Genomic DNA, 14565 nt, shown 5'->3' on the forward strand with positions numbered 1-14565 from the left:
TGACCGACAGATCAAACGCAAGGCATAAGAGCCAGTCGTAGCGCGAGTCAGGCCACCGCCCAGAGCGGCACCCGAACATCCTCACAGTCGTAGCGAGTAGCCACCGCTCGATGCTGCTTGAGCCTGTTGATTGCGCGCTCGAGGGTGTTGCGCTTCTTGTACCGGTCTTCGTCAAAACTGGGCGGCCGCCCGCCGCGTGAGCCCTTGCGCAGGCGGGCGGCCTGGCTATTGGTCTTCTCCGGAATCGTGTGCCGGATGCCCCGGCGTCGCAGATAGTTCCGGACGGGTCCGTTGCTGTATGCCTTGTCATCGGCGACGCTGTCGGGCTTCTTGCGGGGCCTGCCCGGACCAAGTTTCGGGACGCGGATCTTCTCCAGAACAGGCTTGAACTGCGTGCAGTCCGCCCGCTGACCTGGTGTGACGATCAGAGACAGCGGGCGGCAGCGGCCATCCGCGCTCAGGTGGAGCTTGGTGGTGAACCCGCCGCGCGAGCGGCCCAGGCCCTCACCTCGCGCACCACCTCCACCAGGCGGTCGTGCAGACTCTGCCACGGCGTTTCGTCCAGATGTTCTGGCGCCTCGGCCCCCTTTGAGCTGGGCGCCGACGGCGGGTCGGTGCGAGCGCCCGCCGCATGCTGATGCGCACGAACGATGGTTGAGTCGACCGAGACGTCCCAGTCGATCTCACCCGCCGCATCAGCCGCGGCCTGAACCTGCTGGAGCAGGTGCTCCCACGTCCCGTCGGCCGACCACAGCCGGTGCCGTTCGTAGACGGTCTTCCACGGCCCGAAGCGTTCCGGAAGATCACGCCAGTGAACACCGGTCCGCACCCGGTGCAGAATCCCGTCGATTACCTGCCAGTGATCCCGCCACCGGCCACAACGCCTGTTGCTGACCGGCAGGAACGGACGTAGTCGTTCCCACTCGGCATCACTCAGATCACCCCGCCCCATACCCGGAACAACGAGCGGCCCAGATGGGTAGTACCGGCGTCTACGCTCGGGGAATGGACCGCTACGAGAAGACGGCGCATCTGGAGTGGTGGGCCAACCCATCCACCTGCGTGGCTCGCATCCCGATCAGAGCGACAGCCACCGCCGGCACGGGTGCGTGGGAGGCAGTGTTCTCGCCCTCTCTCGACCACGGCGGCCGCGAGAACCTGAGACAGCTCATCGACGCGGACCCCTGCTTCACCCTTCGCTTCGACGCCTCAGCCGTCGAAGTCCAGGCAGAGGACTTCGACGGCATTGATCACCTTCGGCTGACCGTCGTCCCCGAGCCGTAAAGGCTGGACAGCCCCCGACATGATCGGCCGGACAAGTCCTAATCGTGTTGACCGCCCCCGGCAGGCAGTGCTGGAGTCGGCACGTGGACAGCATCCCCGCCAACCGGCGGCTCTGGAACCAGATCAGCAGGGCCTATCAGCACGAGCACGACCCGCAAATCGGCGCCGAACCCCGGCTGTGGGGCATGTACTCCGTCCCCGACGTGCACCTGCACGCCCTGGGCGACGTCACCGGCAAGCGCGTCCTCGAACTCGGCTGCGGCGCCGGCCAGTGGTCCAGGGCGCTCGCCGCAGAGGGCGCCACCGTGGTCGGGCTCGATCTATCCGAAGCCCAACTCGCCGCAGCGTCCCGCGCGATGGGAGCGGCCCGCTACCCGCTGGTGCAAGGCGCCGCCGAACAACTTCCCTTCGCCGCCGACAGCTTCGACCTGGTGTTCTGCGACTTCGGTGGGCTCAGCTGGGCGCCCCCGCACCTGGCCGTCCCGCAGGCCGCACGCGTCTTGCGCCGAGGCGGGCGCCTGGTGTTCAACGTCGCCAGCCCATGGTTCGAAGCCTGCTACGACGAAGCCGCCAGACGCGTGACCACGACGCTGCAGCAGGACTACTTCGGGTTGAACACCATCGCCGAAGACGACGGCGCGACCAGCTATCAGCTCACCTACGGCGACTGGGTCAAGGTCCTGCGCGGCGCGGGTCTCATCATCGACGACCTCATCGAGCCGCGGCCCGAACTCGGAAGACCCAACGGCTACAACGAAACCGACCCACCCGACTGGGCACATCGCTGGCCGGCGGAACTGCTCTGGGTAACCCACAAACCGTAAGTCCCGCCGCGCCGAGACGCGACATCCCCTCGCCGGACAGGCCCTAGTCCGGCCCCTGGTAGCACTTCCAGGGTCTTCGTGTTCGCCGGGTACGGGCAGTGGGTGCGGCCCGTACCCGGGATCTGCCAGGGCTGGTTCAGATGAAGCCAATCGACAGCCGGGCAGTGGCCTGGTCGTTCGAGGCCGGCGGCGGTGCGATCGGTTCGGGTCCGCGGCCTTGGTGGGTGGGTCGTATCGGGCGTACGCCTTTCAGCCCGTCGGCGGCCCACTCGGCGTCCATGACCGGCATCCTCACGGCCACCCGCAGTCCTGCCAGGACCCATGTCGCCTCTGTTCCACTCGAGGACCGCCCCTTCGCTGTTTCCTTATCTTGCTGTCAGCGGGGAGGAACGGGCGGATCGTCAAGACCGAGCATTTGATGCGGATGGTCTCCTTCCACGACCTGACGCGCGGTCGATTCCGTGCCGTCCCGGTACGCCTGGTGAATGGTGCCGCGCTTGCCGTGGCACACGTCCCGGGCCAGCTTGTGGCGGGACTCCTGGACGGTGAGCTGCCGGTTCATCTGCCGACGGTAGGTGTCGTCGGCCGGGTCGAGCATGGCGGCAGCCCGGGACCTTCGCCGCCTCTGATCAGGACCTATGGCCCCAGCGTGGAGGACCAGTTCGGCTCGCTCGGCCTGGTTCTCAACGCGATCGTGCTGTGGACGACGAAGTACATCAACGCCGCCGTGGAACAGCTCCGTACCGAGGGCCACGAGCTCCGGGACGAGGACATCGCTCGCCTGTCCTGCCAAGCACCGCAACCTCGATGGGCTCGCCCGCTACAGCTTCACTCCTGTGTCACGGCGGCCGGCGCCCTGAGGCCCCTGCGCGACCCGGAGGCTCCGGAAGTCGATGACGATGAGGACAGCGGGCAGTAGCCGGTGGGTGCGGCTGCCGGGCGCCGGTCAGCCGGCCGGAGGCGTCCAGGCGGTCTCGGCTGCCTGGACGGTGGGGTGGGTGGGGAAGACCTGGTCGAGGCCGACGATGCCGAAAATCCTGCTGACTCTGTCGGGGACGGCGGTCAGGACGATGGTCGAGTGGGCGGCGAGAGCGACGTTGCGGGCGGCGATCAGGACGGTGATGCCGCTGGAGTCGCAGAAAGTGAGGCCGCCAAGGTCCACGACGAGCTGCTGGCCCTCCTCGAGAGCCAGTCCGGGGAGCAGGTCGCGGATCTGTGGTGCGCTGGCGTGGTCGAGTTCGCCGGCCAGTTCGATGACGGGGCCCGAGGTGGTGGTCCGGGTGTGAACGCTCAGCTGGCTCATCGCTGCTCTTCACGGTGGGGGCGGGGCACGCTGACGGCCAGGATCGCGGTGTCGTCGTCCACCCCGGTGCCGAGGGTGTCGAGGAGTTCGCGGATGGCGGTGATGGTGTGCTGGGCGGTGGTGGGGGCCAGGGTGCGTCCGAAGTCGAGGAGGGCGTCGTCGCCGTAGCGGTCGCCGCGGTCGGCGGTGTGGGCTTCGGTGAGGCCGTCGGTGTGCAGGAGCAGGGTGTCGCCGGCGTCGAGACGGACGGTGGTGGTGGTGATGTGGGCGTCGGGCAGGACGCCGATGAGCTGTCCGCCGGGGGTGGGCAGGTAGTCGGCGGTGCCGTCGGCTCGTATCAGCAGGGCGGGCGGGTGCCCGCCGCTGGCCAGGGTGATGGTGAAGCCGCCCTGGTCGCCATCGGGGGTGAGCAGGCCGAAGAGGACGGTGCAGAACCGGGGGTCGGTGCCGTTGTGCTCGTGGTTGAGGACGGTGTTGAGGTTGCCCAGGACGGCGGCTGGGTCGGGGTCGTAGACCGCGGCGGCACGCAGCGTGTAGCGGGCCAGGGAGGTCACGACGGCTGCGGCGGCGCCCTTGCCGCACACGTCACCCAGGAACAGCCCCCACGTGCCGTGCGCGAGGGGGAACAGGTCGTAGAAGTCGCCGCCGACCTCGTCGGCCGAGGCGACGTGATAGTGCGCGGCCACGTCCAGGCCCGGCACGTTGGGCAGGGCCGGCGGCAGCAGTGTCCGCTGGAGCGTGGTGGCGAGTTGCTGGAGGCGTTCGCGTTCGCGCTCGGACTCCTGGCGGGCGCGCAGGAGCTCTTGTTCGTAGGCGCGGCGGTCGCGGGCATCGAAGACGGTGGTGCGGATCAGCAACGGTTGCCCGTTACTGCCGGTCTTGACCGTCGAGGTCACCAGGACCGGCAGACGGCTGCCGTCGGCCGCCTTCATCTCCAGCGCGATGCCGCTGATCTCGCCCTGCATGCGGAGCAGCGGCGCGAAGTGCGTCTCGTGGTAGAGGCGCCCGCCGACGGTGAGCAGTTCGGAGAACGTCCTGCGGCCCACTAGGTCCTCGCGCTCGTAGCCGAGCCAGTGGAGGAGGGTGGTGTTGACCTTGGCGATCTGCCCGTCCAGCAGCGTGGAGAGGTACCCGCACGGGGCGTGCTCGTACAGGTCCTCGGCGCTGTCCTCCAGCAGCGCGGAGAACGTTTGGTCGTCGTCCGCACGCTCGTCCGGTTCGCGGTCCTGGTCGCCGTCGGTCTTGCACATCACCGCAACGACCCGGCGAACACGGCGATCGCCTCAGCGGTCTCCTCAGGGGCGCTGAGCTGGGGGCAGTGCCCGGTGGCGTTCAACGTGACGAGCCGGCTGTCCTTGATCTGAGCCTGCACGAAGGCCCCGACCCCGGGTGGGGCGATGGCGTCGCTGGAACACTCGGCGACCAGCGTGGGCACCCCCACCCCGGCCAGGTCGGCGCGGTTGTCGGACAGGAACGTCACACGGGCGAAGACCCGCTGAATGGCCGGGTCGGTGGCGCAGAAACTGCTGGTCAGCTCCTCGCCCAGCTCGGGACGGTCGGGGTTGCCCATGATGACCGGGGCCATGGCGCCCGACCAGCCGAGATAGTTCGCGTCCAGGGACTGGAGCAGCTCCTCGATGTCCTCGGCGCTGAAGCCGCCCCGGTAGCCGGCCACAGGGTCGTCGATGAAGCAAGGGGAGGGCGCGAGCAGCACTAGGCCCGCGAAGTACTCGGGATGCCGGGCGGCGGCCAGCACGCCCATCATCGCGCTCACCGAGTGCCCGACGAATGTCACCGGCCCCAGATCCAGCTCGCGGCAGATCTCTAGCACGTCCTCCACGTATCCGTCCAGGCTGGAGTACCGTTCCTTGCTCCACGCCGACAGATCCGAGCGGCCCGCGCCCACGTGATCGAAGACCACCACCGTGAAATCGCGCTCCAGCACCGGCACCACCAGACGCCACATGTTCTGATCGCACCCGAATCCGTGCGCCAGCATCACCACCGGCCCGTCCGTCTGGCCAGACACCCTCACGCGGTTCCTGCTTCGCACGTCCATGCGGCACATCCTCGCAGATACGCAGATACGCAGATGCGAGAAAGCCGCCGTCGGCCCTGGCCACGAACACGCAGAGCGATTCTCATAAATGGTCGTCTTTCGCGCGCTTCGGCTATCGGCCGACCGAACGAGCCGGCGGAGGGGGAGGGGCCGGGGCCGGCGATCGCCAACCGGCTCCGCCGGGCCGCAGGCCCCGGCCCTCCTGAGCGGATGGCCCGGACGCGGTGCGGACGTTGCCGGCGCCGTACGGGGCCCTCTGCACACCCTGTCGTCACGTCGCGGCGGCCTCGGACACCCCAGTCCGCGGTTTGTGACCAGGCGGGCCGCGCCGTCGGCCGGCTGGTACGACAGTCCCACGACGGCGGTCACGACGGCGGTGCGGCCGGTATCGACCGCCAACGCCTCGCCCGCGCTGCCGCCCTGCTCGAGGGGTCCTGAGGCACATCCCCGACAGGGCGTGGAGGCCGACTCCGACTCACCCGTCCGGGCGCGGGGATTTGCTCGCCGTACAGGGGAGGGATCAGTGCATCCGAACCAGCGCCGGAATCAGAACTGCAGGCGTGGCATACAGCCGAACGGGAGAGGTGCGGATGAAACATCTGTGGACGGCGCCGTCTCGTCGAGCCGGACCCGAGTCCGGCACCCCGCGTGGCGGTAGCGCCCGTGCCGGCGCGTGCCGCACCGGCACCCCCGGTACGGGCAGTGCCCCGACCACGGCGCAGGAAGCCGTCACGGCCGGCGAGGCCTTCCTCCACACGCACCTGCGCACCGCACTGCACGCCGTCCGGCAGACCGACCAGGTGTTCGCCGACGAGGTCGCGGACCGCGTGGCCGGCCTCGTGCGCAGGGGAGGCAAACGCCTGCGCACCGCGTTCGTGTGGTGCGGGTGGCAGGCTGCGGGCGGCCGCGGCGACCCCGCTGACGTGCTGCGCCTCGGCGCCGCCCTCGAACTGCTCCAGGCCTGCGCCCTGGTGCACGACGACGTCATGGACGGCTCCCCGGTCCGGCGCGGCGCGCCCGCCGTGCAAGTCGACTTCGCGCGCATGCACCGCGAGGAGCTGGCACATGGCTCGCCGGACGCCTTCGCCACCGGTGCCGCCATCCTCGCCGGGGATCTGGCCCTGGCCTGGGCAGACGACCTCCTCACCGAAACTGCCCTGGGGTCCCCGTACGGCGGGTGCCTGCACCGCGAGTGGCGGGCGATGCGCACGGAGATGGCCGCAGGCCAGTACCGCGATATCCGAGCCCAAGCTCTGGGGTCGTCCGACGTCACCGAGGCGGTCACCGTCGCCACCCTCAAGAGTGCGTTCTACACCGTCGTACGGCCCCTCGGTCTCGGCGCGGCCCTCGTGGGCGCCGACGAGCCCACTCTCAGCGCGCTGCGGTCGGCCGGCCGCAGCGCGGGCCTGGCCTTCCAGCTCAGCGACGACCTGCTCGGTACGTTCGGTGATCCCGCGGCCACCGGCAAGCCGGCCGACGACGACCTGCGCGCTCGCAAACTCACCTATCTGCTGGCCGTCGCGGCCCGCCTCGCCGAGGCCTCGGGCGACGTACAGGCTGGCGTCGTCCTCGCGCCTGGCGCGGAGCCCCGCTCGGACGCCAGCATCGCGCAGATGCGCTCCGCCATGGAACGCACCGGGGCACGGGCCGCCGTGAGTGCGGAGATCGCCGAACTCGCCGCGGCGAGCGTGGACCAATTCGCGGCGACCGGCGCGCCCGCCCGCATCGTGCGTGAGTTCGACGCCCTGGTGCGGCGGGCCGCGGGCGGGGCAGCGAACACCGCACCCCGGGAGGCCCGGTGAAGACCGTACCCGGTCCGACCGGGCACGTCGTCGTCGTGGGAGCCGGGCTCGCCGGGCTGGCCTGCGCTCTTCACCTGCTGGGGGCCGGGCGCAGCGTGACCGTCGTCGAACGCGAGAGCGGGCCCGGTGGCAGGGCGGGCCGTACGCAGACGGGCGGATACCTGCTCGACACCGGACCCACCGTTTTGACGATGCCGCACCTGGCCGACGAGGCCTTCGCCGCCGTGGGTGACGACCTGGCCACACGCGTCGAGCTCCTGCGCCTGGACCCAGCCTACCGGGCCGTTTTCGCAGACTCCTCCCGTCTCGACGTCCACACCGACGGCGAGGCCATGGAAGCCGAGGTCCGCAGCTTCGCCGGCGGCGCCGAGGCGGCCGGCTACCGGCGGCTGCGCACCTGGCTGGAGCGCCTGTACCGGGCGCAAATGCGCCGCTTCATCGACACCAACTTCGACTCGCCCTTCCAGCTCCTGCACCCGGACCTGGCCCGGCTCGCGGCACTGGGCGGCTTCGGGCGCCTCGACCGCAAGATCGGCAGCTTCCTGTCCGACGAGCGGCTCCGCCGGGTCTTCTCCTTCCAATCCCTGTACGCCGGGGTCCCGCCGGCCCGCGCCCTCGCCGCCTACGCCGTCATCGCCTACATGGACACCGTGGCCGGGGTTTGGTTCCCGCGCGGCGGCATGCACGCCCTGCCCGCAGCCATGGCCGCCTCCGCCGAGCAGGCAGGCGCACGCTTCCACTGGTCCTCCGAAGTCACCCGACTCGAACACGCAGGCGGCCGAGTAGGGGCCGTACATCTGGCCCAAGGCGTACGAATCCCCTGCGACGCGGTCGTCCTGACACCGGACCTGCCCGTCGTGCACCGCCTGCTCGGACGCGTACCCCGCCGCCCGGTACGCCTGCGCCACTCGCCCTCCGCAGTGGTCCTGCACGCCGGCACGGACCGCACGTGGCCGGACCTGGCCCACCACACGATCTCCTTCGGCGGCGCGTGGGAGCGCACGTTCGACGAGCTCACCCGCACCGGGAGCCTGATGAGCGACCCCTCGCTGCTGATCACGCGCCCCACCACTCACGACCCCGCACTGGCGCCGCCCGGTCGGCACCTCCACTACGTCCTGGCACCCTGCCCGAACACCGACACCGGCCCCTCCGCGACCGCCTGGCACACCCTGGGCCCGCGCTACCGCGACTCTCTGGTCGCGGAACTCGAACGCAGAGGCCTGCACGGATTCGCCGACAGCATCGAGCGTGAAGTGCTCGTCACCCCGGCGGACTGGGCCGGCCAGGGCCACGGCGCCGGGAGCCCCTTCTCCGTCTCGCACACCCTCGCCCAGACCGGACCGTTCCGGCCCCGCAACCTGGTGCGCCACCTGGACAACGTGGTCCTGGCAGGCTGCGGCACCACACCGGGGGTCGGAGTCCCCACAGTCCTCATCAGCGGAAAGCTCGCCGCCGCCCGCATCACCGGCGTCCGACACGCCGCCCGTACCACCGGAGCCCACCCCACCGCACCCCGGACCGCCGCAGGAAGGCCACCCGCGCGATGAACAGCCGCGAACTGGACGCCGCGGGCGTCACCGACCCGCACCTGAGGTCGGCGTACACGCTGTGCCGCCGCCTCAACGCCTCCCACGGACGCACCTACTTCCTCGCCACCCGCCTCCTGCCCGCCGAGCGCCGCCCCGCCGTCCACGCCCTGTACGGATTCGCCCGCTGGGCCGACGACATCGTCGACGACCTCGACCGCCGCGAGACCCCGGCCGTACGCGACCGCCAGCTCGCCCGCCTGGAGGCAGCCCTCGCCCACGGCCTCGGCTCGGGGACCAGCACGGAGCCCGTCGTCCGGGCCCTCGCCGACACCGCCGCCCGCTACCGCATCCCGCACGCCCACTTCACCGACTTCATGGCCTCGATGCGCGCCGACCTCACCATCACCGACTACCCGACTTACCAGGACCTGCGCGCCTACATGCACGGCTCGGCCGCGGTCATCGGACTCCAGATGCTGCCCGTCCTCGGCACCGTCACCGACCCGCAGGAGGCGGCACCCCACGCGGCCGCCCTCGGTGTCGCCTTCCAGCTCACCAACTTCCTCCGCGATGTCGGCGAGGACCTCGACCGGGGCCGCGTCTACCTGCCCGCCGATCTGCTGGCGGCCCACGGCGTGGACCGCCAGCTCCTCGAACACAGCCGCCGCACCGGCCGCCGCGACCCGCGTATCCGCGCCGCGTTCGTCGCGGCGGACGCGCTGACCCGCACGGTGTACCGGGAGGCCGAGCCGGGCATCGCCATGCTCGATCCGCGCGTACGGCCCTGCATCCACACGGCCTACGTCCTCTACGGCGGCATCCTCGACGCCATCGCCGCAGACGACTACGCCGTCCTGCACGGGCGCTCCGCCGTCCCCCGTCGGCGCAGGGCCGTCACGGCCGCCACCGGGGCCGCCCACGTCGCGGCCGCCCGCCTCCGCCACCGCATTCCGCGCCGCAGGCCCCTCCCGGCACCCCACGACCGCATCCACTCCCCGCAGGGAACCCACGAGTGAACGGGGACGCACGTCACCTACGCCGGCGGACGCCGCTGCGACTGCGGACCGGCCCTGGCTGGGCCGCGCAGAGCCCGACCTGGCAGCAGGCCCGGCCGGCGCTCATCGCCGCCGCCCTCAAGCGGGCCCAGGCCCGACCCGGCGGCAACTGGTTCGTCGTCGGGGCTTCCCGCAACGTTGCCACAGACGGCCGCCCCGCCGGCAGGACCGTCGGCGGTACGGAGATCGTCCTGTGGCGCACGTCCGCCGGCGACCTGCGTGCCGGCCCGGGCGCCTGCCCCCACCTGGGGGCGCCGCTGCGCGAGAGCCGCGTGGTGTGCGGCAGGCTGGTGTGCCACTGGCACGGCATGGCCCTGGACGGCACCCCGTTCGCCGGATGGCAGCCCTACCCCGTGCACGACGACGGCCTCCTGGTGTGGGTACGGCTGGACCGGACCGGCGGCGAACAGGCGACCGACCGACCGCCGCCGGTCCTCAGGCCGGATCCCGGCCGGGCCGTGGACGCGGTCGTCACCGTCGTCGGGCGCTGCGAACCCGAGGACGTGGTGGCCAACCGCCTCGACCCGTGGCACGGATCGTGGTTCCACCCCTACTCCTTCACCGACCTGCGCGTGATCAGCGCCCCCCAGGGGGAGCAGGACGAACCCTTCGTCGTGGACGTCTCGTTCAAGGTGGCGGACCGGCTCGTGGTGCCCGTACGGGCCGAGTTCACCGCCCCCGGCCCGCGCACGGTCCTCATGCGGATCACCGAGGGAGAAGGGCGGACCTCCATCGTCGAGACCCACGCGACACCCCTGACCCCACCCGGCGCGGCCGTGCCCAGAACCGCCGTCGTCGAGGCGGTGGTGGCCGCCTCCGACCGTCCCGGCTTCCGCCTCGCGCGGGCCCTCGCCCCGGCACTGCGGCCGCTGATGTCCCGGGCCGCGGGCCGTCTGTGGCGCGACGACCTCGCCTACGCAGAGCGCCGATGGACGCTGCGCAACGCCGGTACCTTCCCCGGCTGACGGAGGGCGGACGGCCCGATCGCGGTCGCCGCCCGGTGCTCAGGACCGTGCCGCGACACCCGCCAGGAGCCGCAGAGCGCGGGAGCGGCCGGCCCGCGGCACGGTCCACAGCACCTGTCCGCGCACGCCTTGGTCGGCGAGTAGGGCATTGGCGGCGAGGAACCCGGTCGTGGCGGCCCGCTCCATCAATGCCACGGGGAGACCGCAGCGCACCGCGTCCCCGGCCAGCGTCACCCGCGCGTCCGGCGTGCGGACCGCCGGGCGGCGCCGGTAGCCGCCGACCGGAAAGAGGGGGCAGTCGGACCGCCATTCGTGGCGGGAGTCGATGATGCGCGCCTCGCGGGTCTCTGGGTAGATCTCCCGCAGCTTCGCTGTGAGGTGCGCCTGGACCTCCTCACGGCACGCGGCGCCGTCGACCGCGTAGGCGTGCAGTTCGACGACCGAACCGCCCGTGCGCCTCGCCCAGCGGGCCGCCTCGCCTTCCCAGCGGTCCAGGACGCTGATGTTGTCCAGGCCGTCGAAGCCGCAGGTCCCGAGGAAACCCGCACGCCTCGGGTCCACCGGCCGGTCCAGCCAGAGCCGGGAGACCAGGAACGGGGGAGCGGTGCGCAGGCTCGCGATCTTCTCGCGCCACGCGGCCGTGCCGAGGCCCGGCGAGCCCGCCACCGTATGACGCAAACCGGGCACGTCGAGGGCCAGCACCGCCGCCTGGTGGCGGAACGTCCCGCCGTCGGTCCGTACTTCGAGAGTGCCTTCGGGGCAGGGGCGGACCCCGTGCACGGCGGTGCCGGTGCGTACGTCGGCTCCCAGGTGCTGCAGATAGGCGCCGAGGGGGTGCCACAGCGCCTGCGGGAAGGGCTCGGTGGGCACGTCGAAGAGCAGGCCCTCGGACGAGCCGAGGAAGTAGATGTGGAACATCAACAGCAACTCCGCCGCCGACAGTTCCCCCGAGTCCGAGAAGAAGCTGCGGGAGAACACCTCGAAGGCCAGGTGGCGTGCGGCCGCGGGAAAGCCGATGCGATCGAGGAATTCGGCGGCGCCGACGCCGTCGTAGCGCTCGTACACCTCGGGTACCCGTACGTCGAGCAGCGGCAGCGCCGCCCGCGGGTCCATCGCCGCCAGGTCCCGCCAGCCGAACGTCGGGCTCAGCGCGACGAACCCCAGGGCACTCCACGGCGGTGTGCGCGGCACCCGCGCGAAGCCGTCCGTCGCCCCTCCGCTGTGCCGCAGCGGATAGTCGGACAGCGGCGCGAGCCGTGCGAGGGCAGGGTCCGTCCGCCGCAGCAGCCCCCGCAGGTTGTAGTACTGGCGGAAGAACGCGTGGAAGCCCCGGCTCATCGTCACCTCGGAGCCGTCCGCCAGCCGGGTGGGCCACCCCGCGAGCCGACCGCCCAGCGAGGCCTCACGCTCGTACAGCGTGACCCTTGCTCCGCGTTCGGCCAGCGCGGTGGCCGCGGCCAGTCCCGCGATACCCCCACCCACCACCGCCACGCCCGGAGCATCCCGACGCTCGAAGCGGTCGCGGCCCGGCGCGGGCAACACGACCTCCGCGCGCCGGTCACGGCCGCGCCGGGCCGCGCCGGGACCCGTACCTGAGGCGCGCCCGAAGCCCTGGAGCAGGGCGCTCACCGCGGGTCCTGCGGCAGGCCGGACCCGTTTCGGGCCGTGAAGGTGTGGACGATGCCCGTCTGCCAGCCGGCCACGGGCGCCGTGCGCACGGAGGTGAACCCCGCCCGGCGCATCCGGTCCGCGAAGACGGGCGCGGTGTCGAAGGCCGGCACGCTGTCGCACAGGTGCCGGTACAGCTCCCGGTCACCGGCCAGAGTGCCTGCCGGCAAGATGACGCACCGGCTGACCGCCTCCCACACGGCCCGGTGCCCGGCCCTCCCACTGAGGCTGTACTCGTGCGCCGCCAGCCGCCCACCGGGGCGCAGCACTTCGCGGACCGCGACCAGTACCGCGTCCGGGTCGGTGACGTTGCGGAAGAGGTATGCGGCGAACACGGCGTCGTAAGGACCGGTGCCCTCGGCGGCCAGGCCCTCCGCGGCGACGTGGACGAACCGCACGCGGGCGGGCCACGGCTTGGACCGCGCACGCTCCAGCATCCCGGCAGAGGCGTCGACGGCGGTGACGCGGGCGAGCGGGGCGGCGCGCAGCAGCGCGCGGGTGGAGGCTCCGGTGCCGCAGCCGAGGTCCAAGAGGTGCAGGCCCGCCCCGCCGCCGGGCAGTTGCAGGCGGCGTGCCGATCGGTACAGCTCGGCACGGTGGCCGGGGTTGAGGGCGGTCAGCCGGTCGTAGGAGCGCGAGGCGTGATCGAAGGCGTGGGACAGGTCGTGGTCGCGGAGCAGCGTCACCGCGGATTCTCCTCGGGTCGCGGGGCACCGATGGCCCCTGGGCGGGTGCGTCGGCGCAGGAAGGGCAGTTCGGCCGCGGTGCGCAGCATCGGGGCGACGGGCGTGCGCAGTCCGATGCCGAACTCCTCCCGCGGCGTGGTGCGCCCGTCGAGGAAGCGCAGCAGCCGCTCACCGGGGACGGTGCGGAAGAGGTGGGTGAAGAAGGCGGGTCCGTCGATGCGGCCCGCGTCGATGCCCCGCAGGAGGACCGCGTCCATGGCGAGCGCGCGACGGCCATACGGTGGTGGCACGATCTCGCGGCGTCCCGCCCGCATGGCGGCCGCGATATCCCGGCTCTGCCGCTGCACGGCGGAGAAGGTGTAGCCGGTGGCGGGGCGGGTGGCACCCCCAGCGGCCCCGATCCGGAACACGGACGGCCCCACGCGGCGCGGAAACCGTGCGTCGGTCATGGGGATCACGCCCTGCTCGGCCGACACGACCGTGGACGGACCCAGCCGCAGCACGCGGTCCGCGTAGTGGCGCAGGGCGGCCTCGTACCCGGCTGATGTCAGGGGCTCACGCGAGAACTCGGTGTACTCGACGAGTGCGTGATCGGGGGCGAGGGGCAGGACGTAGCCGAACGCCAGACCGTGCCGGGGCTGCGGCACCCGGAAGTCCATCAGATCGGCGACCTCCGGGTCGAAGCGAGCCGAGGCGGTACGCACGAACCAGCCCCGGAAGTGCTGCAGCAGAACCGTCCGGGCAGGCGGGAGGACGGGCAGCGGCCGGGAGTCGAACACGTACCGACCGCGCAGCTCCAGCCGGCCGCCGTCCGCCAGGGTGCACACCACCTCGGCACCCCCCGGGCGCTGGCGGATCTCGTGTACGGTGCCCCGCACCAGCCGGGCCCGCGGATGGCCCGCCAGCCCGCGGTGCACCAGTTCCTCGAGGGCACCCGAGCGGATCATCCGGTAGGTCATGGGGGAGGGGTCGATGACCACGGTGCTGCCGTCGGGGCCGCGCACGCGCAGCCGCTCCCAGGACGCCGCGACCGCACCGTCGAACTCGCCGGGCCCCTCGGCCCAGTGGCACCAGGTCCGCTCGGGAGGCCGCAGCGGCCCCTGGAGTGGCTCCACCACGGCAAGGTCGCTGATGCCGCTGCGCGCCAGCCGGTGCGCCAGGCTCAACCCCGCCGCGCCGCCACCCACGATGACGACCTCGGCGCAGGCGCGGGCGGCAGGCGCCACCTCGGCCGGGTGCGGAACGGGCCCCTCTGCTGCCCGGCTCACCACGCTGCCCGTTCGGTCCTGTCGACCGTGGGCGGGGCCGGTCCGGATCCGGTGGTGCACATGCCGTGGGCCCTCCCTGTTCCAGCCGGAGCGCGGGTGACGCCCAGTCTGCCGGGAGC

Annotated in this window: 13 protein-coding genes and 3 pseudogenes; 7 read left to right on the top strand and 9 right to left on the bottom strand. The window is 72.1% G+C overall.

Translation table 11 applies throughout. The annotated features are described in order from the left end of the window. Positions 1–86: 86 nt before the first annotated feature. A pseudogene (locus ACZ49B_RS32190) lies at positions 87–952 on the bottom strand (IS5 family transposase); the annotation flags it as partial. 53 nt (positions 953–1005) lie between these two features. On the opposite strand from ACZ49B_RS32190, the gene ACZ49B_RS32195 reads away from it, so the two are divergent. Continuing rightward, entirely contained in the window at positions 1006–1284 is a 279-nt protein-coding gene (locus ACZ49B_RS32195; protein ID WP_453464088.1) for a hypothetical protein, read from the top strand. An 83-nt stretch (positions 1285–1367) separates the two neighbouring features. Then, positions 1368–2108 (top strand): class I SAM-dependent methyltransferase, encoded by a 741-nt coding sequence (locus tag ACZ49B_RS32200; protein WP_468312801.1) that lies wholly within the window; start codon positions 1368–1370, stop codon positions 2106–2108. A 136-nt stretch (positions 2109–2244) separates the two neighbouring features. On the opposite strand, the gene ACZ49B_RS32205 is transcribed toward ACZ49B_RS32200, so the two are convergent. Together ACZ49B_RS32205 and ACZ49B_RS32210 are read right to left on the bottom strand one after the other, a co-directional pair. Next, positions 2245–2388 carry a hypothetical protein gene (locus tag ACZ49B_RS32205; protein WP_468312804.1) on the bottom strand — a complete coding sequence of 48 codons (144 nt, stop codon included), beginning with the start codon at positions 2386–2388 and terminating at the stop codon, positions 2245–2247. A gap of 177 nt (positions 2389–2565) precedes the next feature. Then, positions 2566–2709: pseudogene (locus ACZ49B_RS32210) on the bottom strand (Tn3 family transposase); the annotation flags it as partial. Between the two features lie 45 nt (positions 2710–2754). Between ACZ49B_RS32210 and ACZ49B_RS32215 the strand changes: the two are divergent. After that, positions 2755–3027, top strand: a pseudogene (locus ACZ49B_RS32215) (Tn3 family transposase); the annotation flags it as partial. A gap of 27 nt (positions 3028–3054) precedes the next feature. Here the strand turns inward: ACZ49B_RS32215 and ACZ49B_RS32220 are convergent. The 3 genes from ACZ49B_RS32220 to ACZ49B_RS32230 are packed head-to-tail and all read right to left on the bottom strand — an operon-like array spanning position 3055 to position 5470. After that, positions 3055–3411, bottom strand: coding sequence for an STAS domain-containing protein (locus ACZ49B_RS32220; RefSeq protein ID WP_468312807.1), 357 nt, complete (start codon positions 3409–3411; stop codon positions 3055–3057). Continuing rightward, complete coding sequence (locus ACZ49B_RS32225) at positions 3408–4661, bottom strand: PP2C family protein-serine/threonine phosphatase (RefSeq protein ID WP_468312810.1); 1254 nt, start codon at positions 4659–4661, stop codon at positions 3408–3410. Before ACZ49B_RS32225 ends, ACZ49B_RS32220 begins: the two co-directional genes overlap by 4 nt. Further along, a complete protein-coding gene (locus tag ACZ49B_RS32230) occupies positions 4661–5470 on the bottom strand; it encodes an alpha/beta fold hydrolase (RefSeq protein ID WP_468312813.1) in 810 nt (269 codons plus the stop codon). Before ACZ49B_RS32230 ends, ACZ49B_RS32225 begins: the two co-directional genes overlap by 1 nt. A gap of 590 nt (positions 5471–6060) precedes the next feature. Here ACZ49B_RS32230 and ACZ49B_RS32235 point away from each other — a divergent pair. Genes ACZ49B_RS32235 through ACZ49B_RS32250 form a run of 4 tightly spaced genes read left to right on the top strand, consistent with a single transcriptional unit; the run spans position 6061 to position 10824 of the window. Beyond that, positions 6061–7272 carry a polyprenyl synthetase family protein gene (locus tag ACZ49B_RS32235; protein ID WP_468312816.1) on the top strand — a complete coding sequence of 404 codons (1212 nt, stop codon included), beginning with the start codon at positions 6061–6063 and terminating at the stop codon, positions 7270–7272. After that, the gene (gene crtI, locus ACZ49B_RS32240; protein ID WP_468312819.1) at positions 7269–8822 is read left to right on the top strand and encodes a phytoene desaturase family protein; all 1554 of its coding nucleotides are present in this window, start codon (positions 7269–7271) and stop codon (positions 8820–8822) included. Before ACZ49B_RS32235 ends, crtI begins: the two co-directional genes overlap by 4 nt. Continuing rightward, the gene (locus ACZ49B_RS32245) at positions 8819–9820 is read left to right on the top strand and encodes a phytoene/squalene synthase family protein (RefSeq protein WP_468312822.1); all 1002 of its coding nucleotides are present in this window, start codon (positions 8819–8821) and stop codon (positions 9818–9820) included. The genes crtI and ACZ49B_RS32245 overlap by 4 nt, the downstream gene beginning before the upstream one ends. After that, entirely contained in the window at positions 9817–10824 is a 1008-nt protein-coding gene (locus ACZ49B_RS32250; RefSeq protein ID WP_468312825.1) for a DUF5914 domain-containing protein, read from the top strand. Before ACZ49B_RS32245 ends, ACZ49B_RS32250 begins: the two co-directional genes overlap by 4 nt. 39 nt (positions 10825–10863) lie before the next feature. Here the strand turns inward: ACZ49B_RS32250 and ACZ49B_RS32255 are convergent, their stop codons facing one another. Genes ACZ49B_RS32255 through ACZ49B_RS32265 form a run of 3 tightly spaced genes read right to left on the bottom strand, consistent with a single transcriptional unit; the run spans position 10864 to position 14404 of the window. Next, positions 10864–12453, bottom strand: a complete 1590-nt coding sequence (locus tag ACZ49B_RS32255; RefSeq protein ID WP_468312828.1) for an FAD-dependent oxidoreductase — start codon at positions 12451–12453, stop codon at positions 10864–10866. Continuing rightward, the gene (locus tag ACZ49B_RS32260) at positions 12450–13178 is read right to left on the bottom strand and encodes a class I SAM-dependent methyltransferase (RefSeq protein ID WP_468312831.1); all 729 of its coding nucleotides are present in this window, start codon (positions 13176–13178) and stop codon (positions 12450–12452) included. Before ACZ49B_RS32260 ends, ACZ49B_RS32255 begins: the two co-directional genes overlap by 4 nt. Then, on the bottom strand, positions 13175–14404 hold the full coding sequence (locus ACZ49B_RS32265) for a lycopene cyclase family protein (RefSeq protein ID WP_468312960.1): 1230 nt from the start codon (positions 14402–14404) through the stop codon (positions 13175–13177). The genes ACZ49B_RS32260 and ACZ49B_RS32265 overlap by 4 nt, the downstream gene beginning before the upstream one ends. Positions 14405–14565 lie beyond the last annotated feature (161 nt).

The organism is Streptomyces sp. NPDC031132 (genome assembly GCF_055570595.1).